The organism is Streptomyces sp. NPDC048171, from assembly GCF_043202655.1.
Classification (GTDB): Bacteria; Actinomycetota; Actinomycetes; order Streptomycetales; family Streptomycetaceae; genus Streptomyces.
The window spans coordinates 480,026-497,169 of record NZ_JBIDAU010000001.1; the positions used below are offsets into that span (position 1 = coordinate 480,026).

Here is a 17,144-nt window from a genome sequence, read left to right on the forward strand (position 1 = left end):
CCCGTGAGTGACAACCCCGGCGAGAACGACCAGCCCGACCCCGCTGACGACCCCACCGACTCCTTCGAAGAGATCATCGCGGCGGAGACCACCCGCGACCCCGACCTCGCCGTCATCGAGGCCGGCAGCCGCACCCTGCGCACCCAGGGCGGCCCCCCGCAGGCCGACGTGCCCGGGCGTCCCGAGGACCCCGAGGTGGACAAGGCCCTGCGCGACGTCGAGGCGGACCTGGCGACCCGCTGGGGCGAGACCAAGCTGGAGCCGTCCGTCGCCCGGATCGCCGCGCTGATGGACGTGCTGGGCGACCCGCAGCGCTCGTACCCCTCCATCCACATCACGGGGACGAACGGCAAGACCTCCACCGCCCGCATGATCGAGGCCCTGCTCGGCGCCTTCGAGCTGCGCACCGGGCGCTACACCTCGCCGCACGTGCAGTCCATCACCGAGCGGATCAGCCTGGACGGCGCCGCGATCTCCGCCGAGCGGTTCGTGGAGACGTACGAGGACATCAAGCCGTACGTCGAGATGGTGGACGCCCAGCAGGAGTACCGGCTGTCCTTTTTCGAGGTGCTGACCGGCATGGCGTACGCCGCGTTCGCCGACGCGCCCGTGGACGTCGCCGTCGTCGAGGTCGGGATGGGCGGCTCCTGGGACGCGACCAACGTCATCGACGGGGACGTCGCCGTCGTCACCCCCATCGATCTGGACCACACCGACCGCCTGGGCGAGACGCCCGGCGAGATCGCGACCGAGAAGGCCGGCATCGTCAAGCAGGACGCCACCGTGATCCTGGCCCAGCAGCCGGTGGACGCGGCCCAGGTGCTGCTGAAGAAGGCCGTGGACGTCAACGCCACCGTCGCGCGCGAGGGGCTCGAGTTCGGCGTGGCCTCCCGGCAGGTCGCCGTGGGCGGGCAGTTGATGACCCTGCGCGGCCTCGGCGGCGAGTACCCCGAGCTCTACCTGCCGCTGCACGGCGCCCACCAGGCGCACAACGCCGCCGTCGCGCTGGCCGCCGTCGAGGCGTTCTTCGGCGTCGGCGCGCAGCGTCCCGAGCCGCTGGACGTCGACACCGTCCGCAAGGCGTTCGCCGCCGTCGCCTCGCCCGGACGGATGGAGGTGGTGCGGCGCTCGCCCACCGTGGTGCTCGACGCCGCGCACAATCCGGCCGGCGCCCGGGTCACCGCGGAGGCCGTCGGAGAGGCGTTCGAGTTCAGCCGGCTCATCGGCGTGGTCGGCGCGAGCGGCGACAAGAACGTACGGGGCTTCCTGGAGGCCTTCGAACCGGTCTTCGCCGAGGTCGTCGTCACCCAGAACTCCAGCCACCGCGCGATGGACGCCGACGAACTGGCCGGCATCGCCGTCGAGGTGTTCGGCGAGGACCGCGTCCAGGTCGAGCCCCGGCTGCCGGACGCCCTGGAGGCCGCGATCACCCTGGCCGAGGAGGAGGGCGAGTTCTCGGGCGGCGGTGTCCTCGTCACCGGCTCCGTCATCACCGTCGGCGAGGCCCGACTGCTCCTGGGGAGGGGCTGAGAAACCGTGCGTACGCTCTGTGCTTCCACTCTGATCGGCGAGGTCTTCGTGATCGGCTTCGCCGGACTGGTCGCGATGAAGGACCCGGATCTGTCCACTGGGACGGTGTGGACGGTCTGCGGCATCGCCATGTTCCTGTGCGTGGCGCTGTGCGGCGCCGTGACCCGGCCGGGCGGCGTCGCCCTCGGCTGGGCGCTGCAGATCGCCCTGATCGCCTCCGGCTTCGTCGTCCCGGCGATGTTCTTCCTGGGTGTCGCCTTCGCCGCCCTGTGGTGGGCCTCCGTGCACTACGGGCGGAAGATCGACGAGGCCAAGGCGAGATTCGCCGCCCAGGCCGAGGCGCCCGCGCCGGACGCCGCCTGAGCGGGCCTTCCCGCCACCGCCTGAACGGACCTCCTCGCCACCGCCTGACGCTGCGTGACCGGCGTCGCGACACGCCCGGTAACCTCAGTCATCACCCGCACTACCGCACACCTCCAAGGGAGCCCCTCGTGACGCAGCGCAGCCTCGTCCTCCTCAAGCCCGACGCCGTCCGTCGTGGCCTGACCGGCGAGATCATCAGCCGTATCGAGCGCAAGGCCGGCTGGCAGATCACCGCGCTGGAACTGCGCACCCTGGACGCCGAGACCCTGGAGCAGCACTACGGCGAGCACAAGGGCAAGCCCTTCTACGAGCCGCTGGTCGAGTTCATGGCGTCCGGCCCGGTCGTCGCCCTGGTGGTCGAGGGCGAGCGGGTCATCGAGGGCGTGCGCGCACTGGCCGGCCCGACCGACCCGATCGCCGCCGCCCCCGGCTCCATCCGCGGTGACTACGGCGTGATCGTCCGGGAGAACCTGATCCACGCCTCCGACTCCGAGGAGTCGGCCGAGCGCGAGCTGAAGATCTTCTTCCCGGGCCGGGTCTGAGTCCACTCCGGGACCCGCCGGACACTCTTTTTTCTGACAGCACGTCAGTCGAACGGCCCAGGCGGAGCAGGGGGCGGTCGCGTCGAAAGCGGCCGCCCCATGGCATATGCGCGCCTGATCGGGGGAACGGATGCCACCGTTGGCCCGTCTCCACAAGCGAGGCGGTGCGCCATCTGCTGACAATGGCGAAGACCCTCGCGCAGTGTTCGCGAAAGCGCGTCTACGATAGAAGCCTCCACGCGTCACTGCACCCACTTCGCCTACCTGAAAAGCCCTCAAAAGCTCCTGGGAAGGCCAGTCGAATCCTGATGGGGAACTCAATGTCGTTCATCGGCCGTGACATGGCTGTCGACCTCGGGACCGCCAACACGCTGGTGTACGTCAGGGGTCGCGGGATCGTACTCAACGAGCCGTCCGTCGTCGCGATCAACACCAACACCGGTGGCATCCTCGCGGTCGGCGCCGAAGCGAAGAAGATGATCGGGCGCACGCCCGGCAACATCGTTGCCGTGCGTCCGCTGAAGGACGGCGTCATCGCCGACTTCGAGATCACCGAGCGGATGCTCCGCTACTTCATCCTGAAGATCCACAAGCGGCGGTATCTGGCTCGTCCGCGGGTCGTCGTCTGTGTGCCCTCGGGTATCACGGGCGTCGAGCGCCGCGCCGTCATCGAGGCGTCGTCCCAGGCCGGCGCCCGGCAGGTGCACATCATCGAGGAGCCCATGGCCGCGGCCATCGGCTCCGGCCTGCCGGTCCACGAGGCCACGGGCAACATGGTGGTGGACATCGGCGGCGGCACCACGGAGGTCGCGGTCATCTCGCTCGGCGGCATCGTCACGGCCCAGTCCATCCGCGTCGCGGGGGACGAGCTGGACAACGCGATCATCCAGCACGTGAAGAAGGAGTACAGCCTTCTGCTGGGTGAGCGCACGGCCGAGCAGATCAAGATCACGATCGGCTCCGCGTACGACCTCGACTCCGACGAGCACACCGAAATCCGCGGCCGGGACCTGGTCTCCGGCCTGCCCAAGACCGTCGTCATCTCCGCCGCCGAAGTGCGCAAGGCGATCGAGGAACCGGTCAACGCGATCGTCGACGCCGTCAAGACGACCCTCGACAAGTGTCCGCCGGAGCTGTCCGGCGACATCATGGACCGGGGCATCGTCCTGACCGGTGGCGGCGCGCTGCTGCGCGGGCTCGACGAGCGGCTGCGCCGGGAGACCGGAATGCCGATCCACATCGCCGAGGACCCGCTCGACAGCGTGGCGCTCGGCAGCGGCAAGTGCGTCGAGGAGTTCGAGGCGCTCCAGCAGGTGCTGGACGCCTCGCCCCGCAGATGACGTAACACTTCGGTTCCGCCGTACGAGACGATCTCCTCTCGTGCGGCGGATCGTTGATATAGAGGGTTCCGGTACCGGACGTACGTGAAGCACCCGATGCACCGCACGTACCGCGAAGTACCGCACGTACCGCGAAGTACCGCATCACCTGAATTCCTGAACACCGCCACGTAAATTCCGAGATTCCCGAATTTCGACGAGGAAGGCACGGCCGCCGCACGTGAGGGACACGAAAGAGAGCCGGCTGCTCCTGGTACTGCTGATCGCCGTCGCGTTCGCGCTGATCACGGTGGACATCCGCGGTGGGGAGGACTCGCCGGTCGACGGTGCCCGGCAGGCCGCGGCCAACGTCTTCGGTCCGATCGAGAACGGGGTCTCCTCCGCGGTCGACCCGGTGGGCAACGCGGTCTCCGCGATCCGCGACTCCGGCGACCGGCACGACCGCCTCGCCGAGCTGGAGACGCAGAACGCGGCCCTGAAGGCGAAACTCGGCAGCGACGAACGCGGCCGCAGCCGGCTCCAGCAGTTCGACAAGATGCTCGGACTGGCCGGTGCCGGACAGTACGGGATCAAGGGCGCCCAGGTCATCGCCATAGGAGCCGCCCAGGGCTTCTCGTGGACCATCACCATCGACGTCGGTGCCAACGACGGCATCAAGCGCGACATGACCGTCCTCAACGGCGACGGCCTCGTCGGACGCGTCACCACCGTCGGCCCGAACACCGCCACCGTGCTGCTCGCCAACGACCCGGACTTCAGCGTCGGCACCCGGATGGAGTCCGGCGACGAACTCGGCTTCGCCGCCGGACAGGGCAGCCGCCCGCTGCGGGTCGAACTCCTCAACGGCAAGGCCGACGTCAAGAAGGGCGACCGGCTGGTCACCTTCGGCTCCCAGGCCGACAAGCCCTTCGTACCCGGCGTGCCCGTCGGCACCGTCTCCCGCGTCGACCCCAACGGCGGCGACCTGACCCGCATCCTCGAAGTCACGCCGTTCGTCAGCTTCACCAAGCTCGACATCATCGGCGTCGTTGTCCAGGCGCCGCAGAAGGACCCGCGCGACACGGTGCTCCCGGAGAAGTCGAAGCCGAAGCCCACCCCGACGGTGACGGTCACCGCGACCCCGTCCGCCGGTGCCGACCCCGAGGGCCAGACGCAGAACGGCCAGGACGAGCAGTCGCAACAGGACGAGCAGTCGCAACAGGACCAGCAGTCACAGCAGAACGACCAGACAGAGCAGAACGAGCAGACCGAGCAGTAGGAGTTCTCACCCCATGCGTGTCAACCGGATCCTGCTGTCCGTCGCCCTGGTCGTCGTCGCCCTGGTGATCCAGGTCAGCGTTCTCGCCCGCCTCCACCTGCCCGGCGCCGTCCCCGACCTGCTGCTGCTCACCGTCCTCGGCCTCGCCCTGGTCTACGGCCACGTCGGCGGCGCCCTCGTCGGCTTCGGCGCCGGACTCCTCGCCGACCTCGCCCCGCCCGCCGACCACGCGGCCGGACGCTACGCCCTGGTGCTCTGCGTCGTCGGCTACCTCGCCGGACTCGCCAAACCGGACAACGGCCGGCTCAGGTCGGCCACCGGCCCCATGGTCGTGGTCGTCGCCGCCGCCGTCGGCACCACCCTGCTCTACGCCGGCGTCGGCGCCCTGGTCGGCGACACCGCCGCACGCCACGTCGGCCTGCCCAGCCTGCTGTTCACGGCCGCCCTGTACGACCTGCTGCTCACGCCGTTTGTCGTCCCCGGCGTCATGGCGCTCGCCCGGCGCGCCGACAACGATCCGCTGGCCGACACCAACGCCGCCGCCCAGAGCCCCGACATCTCCTCCGGCTGGCTCTCCGGCGGCACCGGCCTGCGCATCGGCAGACAGCGCGGCGGGCTGCGGATGAAGACCGCGCGGGCACGCGTGGCCCGGGCCGGACGCATCAAGGGGGTCAAGCGGCTGTGAGTGCGACGACGCGGCAGCAGACAGGGAAACCAGCACATCGCGAGGGGGAGGCAGTAATCCAGTGACCAACGCCCACCCGTCGCCCACCACCACCCTCGACCGAATGGGCTGCGCCCATGACTAACATCCCCGAGACCGGCCGCAGCACCCGCGTCCAGACCCGGCTCGTCGTCATCCAGATCCTCGTCCTCTCCCTCCTCGCCACCCTCGGCGGCCGGCTCTGGTACCTCCAGATCCGGCAGGGCGACGAGTACGCCGAAGAGGCGTCCGGCAACCACGTCCAGCAGGTCGTCCAGCCCGCCACCCGCGGCTCGATCCTGGACGCCCGCGGCGTGGCACTCGCCGACAACGAGACCCGGCTCGTGGTCTCCGCCTCCCGCACCGAACTGCTGAAGATGAAGGACGACGGCAAGGGAGTCCTCACCAAGCTCGCCGGCGTCCTCGGCATGAAGCCCCAGGACGTCATCGACAAGGTCCGGCTCTGCGACGCCGAGACCCCGCAGCCCTGCTGGAACGGCTCGCCCTACCAGCCGATCCCCGTCACCGACGAGGCCACCGTCAAGCAGGCCCTGCAGATCCGCGAGCGCGCCGAGGACTTCCCCGGCATCACCGCCGAGCCCATGGCCGTACGCCGCTACGCCGCCCCCGGCAAGTCCAACACCGCCCAGGTCCTCGGCTACCTCTCGCCGGTCACCGACGAGGAGCTGCAGAAGGCCCAGGACACCGACTCGCCCTTCCTCCGCTCCGACCAGGTCGGCCGCTCCGGCCTGGAACGCCAGTACGACAAGGCGCTGCGCGGCAAGGCCGGCGTCACCCGCTACGAGGTCGACAACCTCGGCCGCGTCATCGGCGAGGCCGAGTCCGACTCGGGCACCCCCGGCTCCAACCTCGTCACCAGCATCGACTCGCGGGTCCAGCGCGTCGCCGAGTACGAGCTGAACGAGGCCATGAAGGCCGCCCGCAAGGAGATGGACCGCAACACCAACCGGCTCTACGAGGCCGACGCCGGCGCGGTCGTGGTGATGGAGGCCAAGACCGGCCGCGTGGTCGCCATGGCCTCCAACCCCGACTACGACCCGAACGCCTGGGTCGGCGGCATCTCCGCCAAGGACTACAAGAGGCTCACCGGCAAGGACTCCAACTACCCGCTCCTCAACCGCGCCACCCAGGGCCAGGCGGCCCCGGGCTCCATCTTCAAGGTGGTCTCCTCGGCCGCCGCCGTGGAGGCCGGCTACGACTTCGACGGCAGGTACGACTGCTCCAGCGCCTACAACCTCGGCGGCCAGGTCTTCAAGAACTTCGAGTCGGCCAGCTACGGCCCGATCAGCCTCGGCCGCGCCCTGGAGCTGTCCTGCGACACCGTCTTCTACCGCCTGGCCCACGAGGAGTGGAAGAAGGACGGCGGCGCGAAGCCCAAGGACCCCAACGACTTCTTCTACAAGGCCGCCCACCAGTTCGGCCTCGGCAAGAAGACCGGCATCGACCTCCCCAACGAGGTCACCGGCCGCGTCCCCGACCGGCAGTGGAAGAAGGACTACTGGGAGGCCAACAAGGACGCCTGGTGCAAGACCGGCAAGAAGGACGGCTCGTACGTCGAGAAGCTCGCCTACGAGGGCTGCCTCGAGGGCAACAGGCTGCGCGCCGGTGACTCCATCAACTACTCCATCGGCCAGGGCGACACCCTCGTCACCCCCATCCAGATGGCCACCATCTACGCGGCCATCGCCAACGGCGGCACCCTCTACGACCCGAGCATCGGCAAGGCGGTCGTCAGCCCCGACGGCAAGCAGGTCAGCGCGATCGAACCCAAGTCGCACGGCAAGCTGCCGATAAGCAGGACCACGCTGGCCAAGATGGACGACGCCCTCGCCGGCGTCGCCACCCGCGGTACCGCCGCCTGGCGGTTCGGCGGCTGGCCGCAGGACGAGATCCCGATGCACGCCAAGACCGGTACCGCCGAGGTCCACGGCAAGCAGACCACGTCCTGGTTCGCGACGTACACCAAGGACTACTCGATCGTCATGACGATCTCCCAGGGCGGTACGGGCTCCGGCGCCTCAGGACCCGCCGTCCGCAACATCTACGACGCCCTGTACGGCGTCTCGGACGACGGCGCGATCGACAAGAAGAAGGCGCTGCTGCCCCAGCCGCAGGCGAAGCTCCCGACGATCAAGGCCGACGGGACCATCCCCGCGCCGAAGATCTCCAAGGACGTCGTCAAGGACCTCCAGCCGGACGAGAAGGCCTCCCCCGAGGAGGAGTACGCGCCCGTCGAAGAACAGCAGCAGGGCGCCACGCCGCCCACCCAGAACACGGAGAACCGCGACACCAGGCGCCGCCGACGGCGCGGCGGCCCGGGCAGGCGCGGCACCGGCTGCGGACACGGAAGCCGGAGGGCACGCGCATGACTGGCGCCAACGGCTTCCACGTCTCCGGGTACGGCCCCGACAGGGGCGGCTGGGCCCGGCTCTTCGCCCGGGACTCCATGGCCCGGCGGCTCGACTGGCCGATACTGCTGGCATCCGTCGGGCTGTCGCTGCTGGGCTCGCTGCTGGTCTACTCCGCGACCCGCAACCGCACCGAACTCAACCAGGGCGACCCGTACTACTTCCTGACCCGCCACCTCCTGAACACCGGCATCGGGCTCGCCCTCATGGTCGGCATCGTCTGGCTCGGCCACCGCGCCCTGCGCACCGCCGTGCCGGTCCTGTACGGCGCCTCCGTCTTCCTGATCCTGCTGGTGCTCACCCCGCTCGGCTCGACCATCAACGGCGCCCACTCCTGGATCAAGCTCCCCGGCGGCTTCTCCCTCCAGCCCTCGGAGTTCGTGAAGCTCACGATCATCCTCGGCATGGCGATGCTCCTGGCCACCCGCGTCGACGCGGGGGACCGGCAGCACCCGGACCACCGGACCGTGCTCCAGGCCCTGGGCCTGGCCACCGTGCCCATGCTGATCGTGATGCTCATGCCCGACCTCGGGTCGGTCATGGTCATGGTCATCATCGTGCTGGGCATCCTGCTCGCCTCCGGGGCCAGCAACCGCTGGGTCTTCGGACTCCTCGGCGCCGGCACGGCCGGAGCGCTCGCCGTGTGGCAGCTCGGCATCCTGGACGACTACCAGATCGCCCGCTTCGCCGCCTTCGCCAACCCGGCGCTGGACCCGGCCGGCGTCGGCTACAACACCAACCAGGCGCGCATCGCGATCGGCTCCGGAGGACTCACCGGCTCCGGCCTCTTCGAGGGCTCCCAGACCACCGGCAGATTCGTACCGGAACAGCAGACCGACTTCGTCTTCACGGTCGCCGGCGAGGAACTGGGCTTCCTCGGCGCGGGCCTGATCATCGCCCTGCTCGGCGTGATCCTCTGGCGCGCCTGCAAGATCGCCCGCTCCACACCCGACCTGTACGGCACGGTCGTCGCCGCCGGGATCGTCGCCTGGTTCGCCTTCCAGACCTTCGAGAACATCGGCATGACGCTCGGCATCATGCCGGTCACCGGTCTGCCCCTGCCCTTCGTCTCCTACGGCGGCTCCTCCATGTTCGCCGTGTGGATGGCGGTCGGGCTGCTCCAGTCGATCACGGTCCAGAGACCGATGTCGGCCTGAGCGCGGGCCCTGGACGGCACACGGGGCGGTACGGGGGACCGTCCCCGCCGGGTTAGGCTGGATGGTCCCCCTTGTCAGCACACGAAGGTTCCGTGAGATGCCTGCCGAAGCCGCCGAGTCTGTGAAGTCTGTGTTTCCGCAGCTCGAAGCTCTGCTCCCGCATGTGCAGAAGCCGATCCAGTATGTCGGCGGAGAGCTCAACTCCACGGTCAAGGACTGGGAATCCTGCGACGTCCGCTGGGCCCTGATGTACCCCGACGCCTACGAGGTCGGACTGCCCAACCAGGGCGTCATGATCCTCTACGAGGTGCTCAACGAACAGCAGGGCGTCCTCGCCGAGCGCACCTACAGCGTCTGGCCGGACCTCGAGGACCTGATGCGGGAGCACTCCGTCCCGCAGTTCACCGTCGACAGCCACCGCCCGGTCGGCGCCTTCGACGTCTTCGGCCTCTCCTTCTCCACGGAGCTGGGCTACACCAACATGCTCACGGCCCTGGACCTGGCGGGCATCCCGCTGGAGGCCAAGGACCGCGGCATCGACGACCCGGTCGTCCTGGCCGGCGGGCACGCGGCGTTCAACCCCGAGCCGATCGCCGACTTCATCGACTGCGCCGTCATCGGCGACGGCGAGCAGGCCGTCCTGGAGATCACCGCGATCATCCGCGCCTGGAAGGCCGAGGGCCGCCCCGGCGGCCGCGAGGAGCTCCTCCTGCGCCTGGCGAAGACGGGCGGCGTGTACGTCCCCGGCTTCTACGACGTCGAGTACCTGCCCGACGGCCGCATCTCCCGCGTCGTACCCAACCGCAGCGGCGTCCCGTGGCGGGTCAGCAAGCACACCGTCATGGACCTCGACGAGTGGCCCTACCCCAAGCAGCCCCTCGTCCCGCTCGCCGAGACGGTCCACGAGCGGATGTCCGTGGAGATCTTCCGCGGCTGCACCCGCGGCTGCCGCTTCTGCCAGGCCGGCATGATCACCCGCCCGGTGCGCGAGCGCTCCATCACGGGCATCGGCGAGATGGTCGACAAGGGCCTGAAGGCAACGGGCTTCGAGGAGGTCGGTCTCCTCTCCCTCTCCTCCGCGGACCACACCGAGATCGCCGACGTCGCCAAGGGCCTCGCGGACCGGTACACGGACGACAAGATCGGCCTGTCCCTCCCCTCGACCCGGGTCGACGCCTTCAACATCGACCTGGCCAACGAGCTGACCCGCAACGGCCGCCGCTCCGGCCTGACCTTCGCCCCCGAGGGCGGCTCCGAGCGCATCCGCAAGGTCATCAACAAGATGGTCTCGGAAGAGGACCTGATCCGTACCGTCGCGACGGCCTACGGCAACGGCTGGCGGCAGGTGAAGCTGTACTTCATGTGCGGCCTGCCCACCGAGACCGACGAGGACGTCCTCCAGATCGCCGACATGGCCACCCGCGTCATCGCCAAGGGCCGCGAGGTCTCCGGCGCCAACGACATCCGCTGCACCGTCTCCATCGGCGGCTTCGTCCCCAAGCCCCACACCCCCTTCCAGTGGGCCCCGCAGCTCTCCTCCGAGGAGACCGACGCCCGCCTGCAGAAGCTGCGCGACAAGATCCGCGGCGACAAGAAGTACGGCCGCTCCATCGGCTTCCGCTACCACGACGGCAAGCCCGGCATCGTCGAGGGCCTCCTCTCCCGCGGCGACCGCCGCCTCGGCGCCGTCATCCGCGCGGTCTACGACGACGGCGGCCGCTTCGACGGCTGGCGCGAGCACTTCTCGTACGACCGCTGGATGGCCTGCGCCGACAAGGCCCTGGCCCCCACCGACGTCGACGTCGACTGGTACACCACCCGCGAGCGCGGCTACGAGGAGGTCCTGCCCTGGGACCACCTCGACTCCGGCCTCGACAAGGAGTGGCTCTGGGAGGACTGGCAGGACGCCCTCGACGAGACGGAGGTCGACGACTGCCGCTGGACCCCGTGCTTCGACTGCGGCGTCTGCCCCGCGATGGACACCGAGATCCAGGTCGGCCCGACCGGCAAGAAACTGCTGCCGCTGACGGTCAAGAACTCCGGCTGACCTGTGGAAACGGGGGCTGTTGGATGAGCGAGCCGCTTCACCGCATCGCTGACGCTCTCATCGGGACGTGGAGTGGGTGTGAGGGCCGGAGAGCGGCCTGCGGTGATCTCACGGCACGATCAGTCGGTCCGGTGGGCCTGTCCGCAGTATGGGGGGAGACGCCACCTGAACACACGCTTGCCGGCTGCGGCCCCATCGTGGTCGATGGGGCGCCGGTGGAGTGGGGACCTGCGTCGGTGCGGCGCGTCGCGCTTCCACGAAATCCGGTGGAGTCTCAGCGGCCGGAAGTGGTTGGGTCCTGCTCAATGCTTCGTTGACACGGCGCGGCACAGTGCGAGGCGTAGTGTCCGGGTCGCAGGTGCGGTCTCGCCCGCGTTCCGTCGAGTGATGGGGGTATCGCGGTGGCTGGTTATGGGGCGCTTTCCGACGTGTACGAGTGGCTGATCGGGGACGACAGGCTGACCCCCGCCGAGGCAGCCGCGGTTTACTACAGCGATGTCGTGGGGTCTCTGCCGCCCAACGCTCGCGTCCTCGACTGCGCGTGTGGAACCGGCCAGCTCGCCGTCGGTCTCGCCAGTCTTGGCCTTGACGTGGTCGCCGCAGACGCCAGCGATGGGATGGTTCGCCGGACCGAGAAGGCCGCCGACGAGCAGGGTGTCTCGCTTCGAGCCCTCCGCGCGCGCTGGGACGAACTGCCCGACCACCTGGAGGACTCCACGTTCGATCTGGTGTTCTGCGTCGGCAACTCGCTCGGGCACGCCGAGGGCGCAGCAGGGCGCCTGACCGCACTGCGAGCGATGTCGCGGCTGCTGAATCCGGGCGGACGCCTTGTGCTCCACTCACGCAACTGGGAGCTCGTGCGCTCCGCGGGCTCACGGGTCGACGTCCGCGATCGACTCATCCGCCGCAACGACCGCGATGCGGTCGTCAGCTACTACTGGCAGATCGAGCAGCGCTGGGACCAGGAACACTTCCTCGAGATCGTGGTTGCCCAGATCGAGCCGGACGGAGCAGTGCGAGCCTGTTCGGAGCGGTTGTCCATCTGGCCCTACCGGTACGAGGACCTCGTGGCGCAGTTGCGGAGCGTCGGGCTCACGGTGCAGTCCACCACCTTCGACCCCGAGAGCGATGGATACGTGGTGGTCGCCAGCCGCGACCAGGCGCGAGGCACGCCTGAGTCGGCGCGCTGATCCGCTCTTCGTCAATGTTGTTGCGGACCTGTCGGCTCGCGACCGCCTGTAGCGGGTTCGTCGCGCCTGGCGGCTCCGGCGCAAGCTGCGTTGTTCCACGACGCGCATCACCAGCCTCGTTCAGGCCGTCCTCACCCTGTAACTGCCCTGAGGTTGGAAAGAGCCCAGTGATGAGGGCAGTCCAACGGATTGGGGGTGGCGTCTGCCCCCAGTTCGACACATGGCCACAAACGGGCCCGACGGGCAAGACGAGGGCTGACGCCGGTGAGCCGTTGCGGCGCATCGCCGATTTCGTGGCGGATGTCACAGAGCAGGAGATGGCCGCAACACTCGGCGCACTCGGGGCCTTGAAGCTGCGGCGGTTGCCCGCTCAAGCGGTGACGAGAACACCGCTGCCGCCGCCTAGAGAGACGCACGGCATCGGTTCTGAGGTGGAGTGGGTCTGAAGAGGTGACGTCACGGGGCCTCGGACTCTGCGGGCCCCGTGACGCAGAACTCACCAGGTGATGTTGTTCACCATGGCGTTGAGCACGAGAACGATCAGCACGGCAAGAACGCCGATCGTCAGTTTCTGGCGGGTTGGCACTTCGGACAGCCTCATCCCGCTACCTCCAGGCGGGGGCGACCACGGTCGCCCCGTCGATCTTCCGGTCACTGCCGCTCGATTCGCCTCCGCTGGTAGCGAAGAACGCGAATCCGGCAATCGCCAGGGCCAGGAGGGTAGCGAGGACGACGGTCAAGGTGATGACAGTCGTCCTACCGTTCCAGGTCATGTGATCCCCTTACAGGTCAGATGTTCTTCAGGTACCCGCCGCGGTATCCGTATTCGTTGGCCCACACCTTCTCGCGCTTGTCGATGCTGACGCCGAAGCCCTTGAAGACGATGTTGCCTTCCCATACGACGGATCCGTTGGCGTAGCGGCCGTCCTTCCAGTGTTTCGGTACACCCTTGGAGATGGATACGGAGGCGTTGTAGTTCCGCCTGCCGCCGTCAGCGAAGTTGACCTTGGTGATCTTGCTGCCGTTCGTGTAGTAGTTCACCCACACCGACAGCTTGGTCACCGTTACACCGAAGATCTTCTGAGTGTGGCTGTACGTCGACTCCCAGGTTCCCCGGGACAGCTTGCGTTTCCTGGCGGCCTCGGCGCTGGAGCCGGGCTCGGGCTTGGTGTCGGGCGTGAACGTCGACTCGTGCTCGGATTCCACGACCACGTCCCCGCCGAACAGGGAAGTGGTGGTGTCCTCGGCTGGCGCAGACTGGGGGCCTGCCGTCGTGTCCTGCGTCGGCTCGGGCGCATCCTCCATGAGCGCCCTGAACACCTCAGGGTTGTTGAGGTAGTCGAGGTACTTCTCCTGCTCGGCGGCCGGCAGGCCCTTGAAGTCGCTCAAGGTCTGAGCCGCACCCTCTTCCGAAGAGGATGCCAGGTAGCTGATGTACGCCGCCGGGGTCGCGGTCTGGCCGCTCCGGGTAGCGGCATGGTCATCGGCGGCGACGCTCGTGACACCCGTTCCCGCCACGATCGCGACGGCCCCCAGGACGGCTATGGATCTTGCGACACGGCGACGGCTGGTGCTGGTCTGCACGGATTCTCCGATCGGCTCTTGCGTCCGGGCACATGTGAAACACCCTCAACCCCCGTATTGGCGGAGAGCGTTGTGTCCGGTTGGTCGCTTCTCATGTGATCAGAACCGCTCATCGGCAGTCTGTGATGGAAGCCATACTTCCTGCTCAGATGTAGCTCAAGTGGCTGCTGTGATCACTTTCGGTGAGCATCGAGTCCAGATGCACACACTCTGTCGCCCTTGTCGGAATGGGCGGCACCTCTCCTCGTCAGGCGTACGGCTCACTGGGCACCTTCAAGGTCGTGTCCGGCCTTTGCTCGGGTTGGTCACCCACGGGCGCGCGCTGGTTGATCGCGCGCAGCTAGGGGGATTGGTACGGGTATGGCGGTTGACGCTGCTCGATCGGATTAAGGGTTCACGTCGGCGACGGCTACGCGGGTAATGGCCGCCGCGTGCCGGGTTGCTGAGCTCGGCGGCAAACGGGGCGCAGCTCCGGCTCGCAGAGAGCACGCTGTTTCGGCTGGTCTCCGCGCAGGGCCGAGCCGCCACGGTCGACTTGCACCAGGTTGGCGGCAGTCGGCGAAGAAGAGCCTGAGAACGCCGCTGCCGCCGTCTGGCGCCCTCTCGGGCGTCTCGTCGGACGTGGAGTGGGTGTGAGGAACAAACACCTCAAAGGGCAGCTTGGTTTGGAGCAACAGACGGGCGGACCTTCGAGGGCGTCTTGATCGGGTGATCTAGCGGGTCCTGGCGATGGCTGCTGGGATCTGTCACAACAACCAGATCGACGAACCCGCCACCACTCGCTGATCGCGTTTGAGCACCGACAACGTTCGGCGGCGACTGCAGGCAGGCTCCCGCTGAGTCAGAGAACCTCGGTCTGCTGCAGGGTCACGCAGTGGGAGTGCTCGCCAACCTGCACGATGTAGCCCTTCGGCGGCTCCAAGGACGTCGTCCGCCAGATCCCGGTGCACTCCCCGACAGCTTCCGTCGTCGCGCCTGGTCTGTCCGACTCCAAGCGGATTCGGACGTGAGTTCCTTCGGGTAGGTCGCTGCGATAGCGGGGCTGCATGTCGGGGTGAAGTCCTCCCAGGGAGATCAGGAACTCTGACCGCAGCCTCCAGGGACTGCCGTCCTCCGTCTCCACCGCGTAGAGCGGTCCGACGTGACCGTCACGCTCATCCTGCTCGATGACACACGCGACGACCACACCGCGGCTGCCTATGATCTCCGGCCCAAGCCGGCCCAATTTCGGAATTGGTGGGTGTGGCGTCGTCAGTTCCACCATCTCGCCATAGACCAGCGCGGCCTGCTCGGGCCAGGGAGTCTCGTCCAACAGCCACCGATGCTCGACGGTCATGATCCCCTTCCGTTCATGGCCTGGGCAAACCACCACACCATAACGACGGGGGCGCCCAGACAGGGAGCAGTCTGGCCAGCTCTCCCATGGGGTCCCTCATGAAGCTCGGGCCATAGGGGCGGCGACCACTGTCACATCGGATCTACTCGTCTAGGCGGGGAGCGGATCACGTCGTGAGCGGTAGTGCGGCACATCGAGCGCACGCCGCTGACAGTTCCGCGGTCACTGCATGCTCGACTTGTGTGAGCGTGTGTGCCCCGCGATGGACACCGAGATCCAGGTCGGTCCGACCGGTAAGAAACTGCTGCCGCTGACGGTCAAGTAGGGCCGGTCGTCCTTCGGGTGACGTAAGTCATGCTCCGGGTGTGACGTACTGTCAGTTTGGGTGATTTGACCCGTGGACGAGATCATGGAGCACGGTCTTGGATGGCCGAGGGGGGCGGGTATCGGGTGCATTTCGTGAACGCCTAGCGAAGGCACCCTCCGACAAATGAAGAGCAGTCGGCGTACCGCGACCTTCGAGCCAGTTTTCCAAGACCGACTCCTAGGACTGCAATGAACGCACGCAGCAAGACCGACTTCCGTCCGAACCGGCTCAGACACGCCGCCGCGCTGCTCGGTGCGGCGCCGCTGCTGCTCGTCGGCGTCACGCCGGCGCACTCGGTGGTGGGCGAGCCCTCGACGGACGCCGGTCTCGGCTTCACCGCCCGGCTGTTGGTCGGTGACCACCAGCGGGGCTGCTCGGGCTCGCTGGTCTCGCCCGAGTGGCTGCTCACGACCGCCAGTTGCTTCGCCGAGGACCCCGCCGCCGACCTCTCCGTGCCGGCTGGTCCACCCCGGCTGAAGACCGTCGCGACCGTCGGCGGACAGCAGCGGAACGTCATGGAACTGCGCCCGCACGGTGAGCGCGATCTCGTGCTGGCCCGGCTCGCGCAGCCCGTGCGGGGAGTGGCCCCCGTCGCCCTCGCCGCCACCGGGCCCGCCGCCGGACAGGATCTCACCGTGGCCGGACACGGCCGTACGGCGACCGAGTGGGCGCCGCTCGACGAGCACACCGGTAGCTTCGCCGTCACCGCTGTCGACGGCGCTGACCTGGTCCTGAGCGGCAAGGACGGAGCCTCGGTCTGCCAGGGCGACGCGGGCGGCCCGGTCCTGCGTACCGTCGACGGGCGTCCGGCGCTGGTCGCGGTCAGCAGCCGTTCGAACCAGGTGGGCTGCTTCGGTGTCGACTCCGCGGCGGGAGCCACGAGCAGCGCGGTCGCCGCCCGCGTCGACGACATCCGCGACTGGGTCACCGCGAACGCCGTGCGGACCCCGGCCGCCGACCTCGACGGGGACGGCCGCAGCGATGTGGGCGTGCTGTACGACAACGGCCAGGGAAGTGACGGGGCCAACCGGACCGCCCTGTGGACGATGACCAGCAACGGTTCCGGGTTCGGCGGGCCGGTGCGGGCCTGGGACAGCGCCACGGGCGGCAGTTGGAACTGGAGCCGGTCGAAGGTGGTTGCCGGTGACTTCGACGGTGACGGTCGTGGTGATGTGGGTGTGCTGTACGACTACGGGCAGGGCAGTGACGGGGCCAATCGGACCGCGCTGTGGACGTTGACCAGTAATGGCTCCGGGTTCGGCAAGCCGGTGAAGGTCTGGGACAGCACTACGGGCGGG

13 protein-coding genes and 1 pseudogene are annotated in these 17,144 nt (G+C 68.5%); 12 read left to right on the forward strand and 2 right to left on the reverse strand.

What is annotated here, in order from left to right; translation table 11 throughout:
* The first annotated feature begins 3 nt into the window (after positions 1 to 3).
* From ACGF3J_RS02185 to ACGF3J_RS02235, 11 genes and pseudogenes are all read left to right on the forward strand, one after another.
* Positions 4 to 1,530, forward strand: a complete 1,527-nt coding sequence (locus ACGF3J_RS02185) for a bifunctional folylpolyglutamate synthase/dihydrofolate synthase (protein ID WP_393853402.1) — start codon at positions 4 to 6, stop codon at positions 1,528 to 1,530.
* Positions 1,531 to 1,536: 6 nt separating this feature from the next.
* The gene (locus tag ACGF3J_RS02190; RefSeq protein ID WP_161330943.1) at positions 1,537 to 1,893 is read left to right on the forward strand and encodes a DUF4233 domain-containing protein; all 357 of its coding nucleotides are present in this window, start codon (positions 1,537 to 1,539) and stop codon (positions 1,891 to 1,893) included.
* Positions 1,894 to 2,021: 128 nt separating this feature from the next.
* Positions 2,022 to 2,435, forward strand: a complete 414-nt coding sequence (ndk, locus tag ACGF3J_RS02195; protein ID WP_064727869.1) for a nucleoside-diphosphate kinase — start codon at positions 2,022 to 2,024, stop codon at positions 2,433 to 2,435.
* 320 nt (positions 2,436 to 2,755) lie between these two features.
* Positions 2,756 to 3,775 (forward strand): rod shape-determining protein, encoded by a 1,020-nt coding sequence (locus tag ACGF3J_RS02200; protein ID WP_007449816.1) that lies wholly within the window; start codon positions 2,756 to 2,758, stop codon positions 3,773 to 3,775.
* A 220-nt stretch (positions 3,776 to 3,995) separates the two neighbouring features.
* A complete protein-coding gene (gene mreC / locus ACGF3J_RS02205; protein ID WP_393853403.1) occupies positions 3,996 to 5,033 on the forward strand; it encodes a rod shape-determining protein MreC in 1,038 nt (345 codons plus the stop codon).
* 13 nt (positions 5,034 to 5,046) lie between these two features.
* A complete protein-coding gene (gene mreD / locus ACGF3J_RS02210; protein WP_122620124.1) occupies positions 5,047 to 5,718 on the forward strand; it encodes a rod shape-determining protein MreD in 672 nt (223 codons plus the stop codon).
* Positions 5,719 to 5,834: 116 nt separating this feature from the next.
* Positions 5,835 to 8,126: a penicillin-binding protein 2 gene (gene mrdA, locus ACGF3J_RS02215; protein ID WP_393853404.1), complete on the forward strand. Its 2,292-nt coding sequence runs from the start codon at positions 5,835 to 5,837 to the stop codon at positions 8,124 to 8,126.
* Positions 8,123 to 9,322 (forward strand): rod shape-determining protein RodA, encoded by a 1,200-nt coding sequence (gene rodA / locus ACGF3J_RS02220; protein WP_361354720.1) that lies wholly within the window; start codon positions 8,123 to 8,125, stop codon positions 9,320 to 9,322. The genes mrdA and rodA overlap by 4 nt, the downstream gene beginning before the upstream one ends.
* 97 nt (positions 9,323 to 9,419) lie before the next feature.
* Positions 9,420 to 11,369, forward strand: coding sequence for a TIGR03960 family B12-binding radical SAM protein (locus tag ACGF3J_RS02225; protein WP_161330938.1), 1,950 nt, complete (start codon positions 9,420 to 9,422; stop codon positions 11,367 to 11,369).
* A gap of 401 nt (positions 11,370 to 11,770) precedes the next feature.
* Positions 11,771 to 12,559, forward strand: coding sequence for a class I SAM-dependent methyltransferase (locus tag ACGF3J_RS02230; protein WP_393853405.1), 789 nt, complete (start codon positions 11,771 to 11,773; stop codon positions 12,557 to 12,559).
* A 61-nt stretch (positions 12,560 to 12,620) separates the two neighbouring features.
* Positions 12,621 to 12,701, forward strand: a pseudogene (locus ACGF3J_RS02235) (IS5/IS1182 family transposase); the annotation flags it as partial.
* A 647-nt stretch (positions 12,702 to 13,348) separates the two neighbouring features.
* Here ACGF3J_RS02235 and ACGF3J_RS02240 read toward each other — a convergent pair.
* Complete coding sequence (locus tag ACGF3J_RS02240; protein WP_359876933.1) at positions 13,349 to 14,143, reverse strand: hypothetical protein; 795 nt, start codon at positions 14,141 to 14,143, stop codon at positions 13,349 to 13,351.
* Between the two features lie 841 nt (positions 14,144 to 14,984).
* Positions 14,985 to 15,479, reverse strand: coding sequence for a hypothetical protein (locus tag ACGF3J_RS02245; protein ID WP_393853406.1), 495 nt, complete (start codon positions 15,477 to 15,479; stop codon positions 14,985 to 14,987).
* Positions 15,480 to 16,034: 555 nt separating this feature from the next.
* On the opposite strand from ACGF3J_RS02245, the gene ACGF3J_RS02250 reads away from it, so the two are divergent.
* The coding region (locus ACGF3J_RS02250) for a S1 family peptidase (protein ID WP_393853407.1) at positions 16,035 to 17,144 on the forward strand (1,110 nt) is incomplete at its 3' end.

Bases quoted from the DNA above. Each gene is read 5' to 3' on its own strand.
- ACGF3J_RS02200 (WP_007449816.1), top strand. From the start codon at position 2,756: ATGTCGTTCATCGGCCGTGACATGGCTGTCGACCTCGGGACCGCCAAC.
- mreD (WP_122620124.1), top strand. From the start codon at position 5,047: ATGCGTGTCAACCGGATCCTGCTGTCCGTCGCCCTGGTCGTCGTCGCC.
- mrdA (WP_393853404.1), top strand. From the start codon at position 5,835: ATGACTAACATCCCCGAGACCGGCCGCAGCACCCGCGTCCAGACCCGG.
- rodA (WP_361354720.1), top strand. From the start codon at position 8,123: ATGACTGGCGCCAACGGCTTCCACGTCTCCGGGTACGGCCCCGACAGG.
- ACGF3J_RS02225 (WP_161330938.1), top strand. From the start codon at position 9,420: ATGCCTGCCGAAGCCGCCGAGTCTGTGAAGTCTGTGTTTCCGCAGCTC.
- ACGF3J_RS02245 (WP_393853406.1), bottom strand. From the start codon at position 15,479: ATGACCGTCGAGCATCGGTGGCTGTTGGACGAGACTCCCTGGCCCGAG.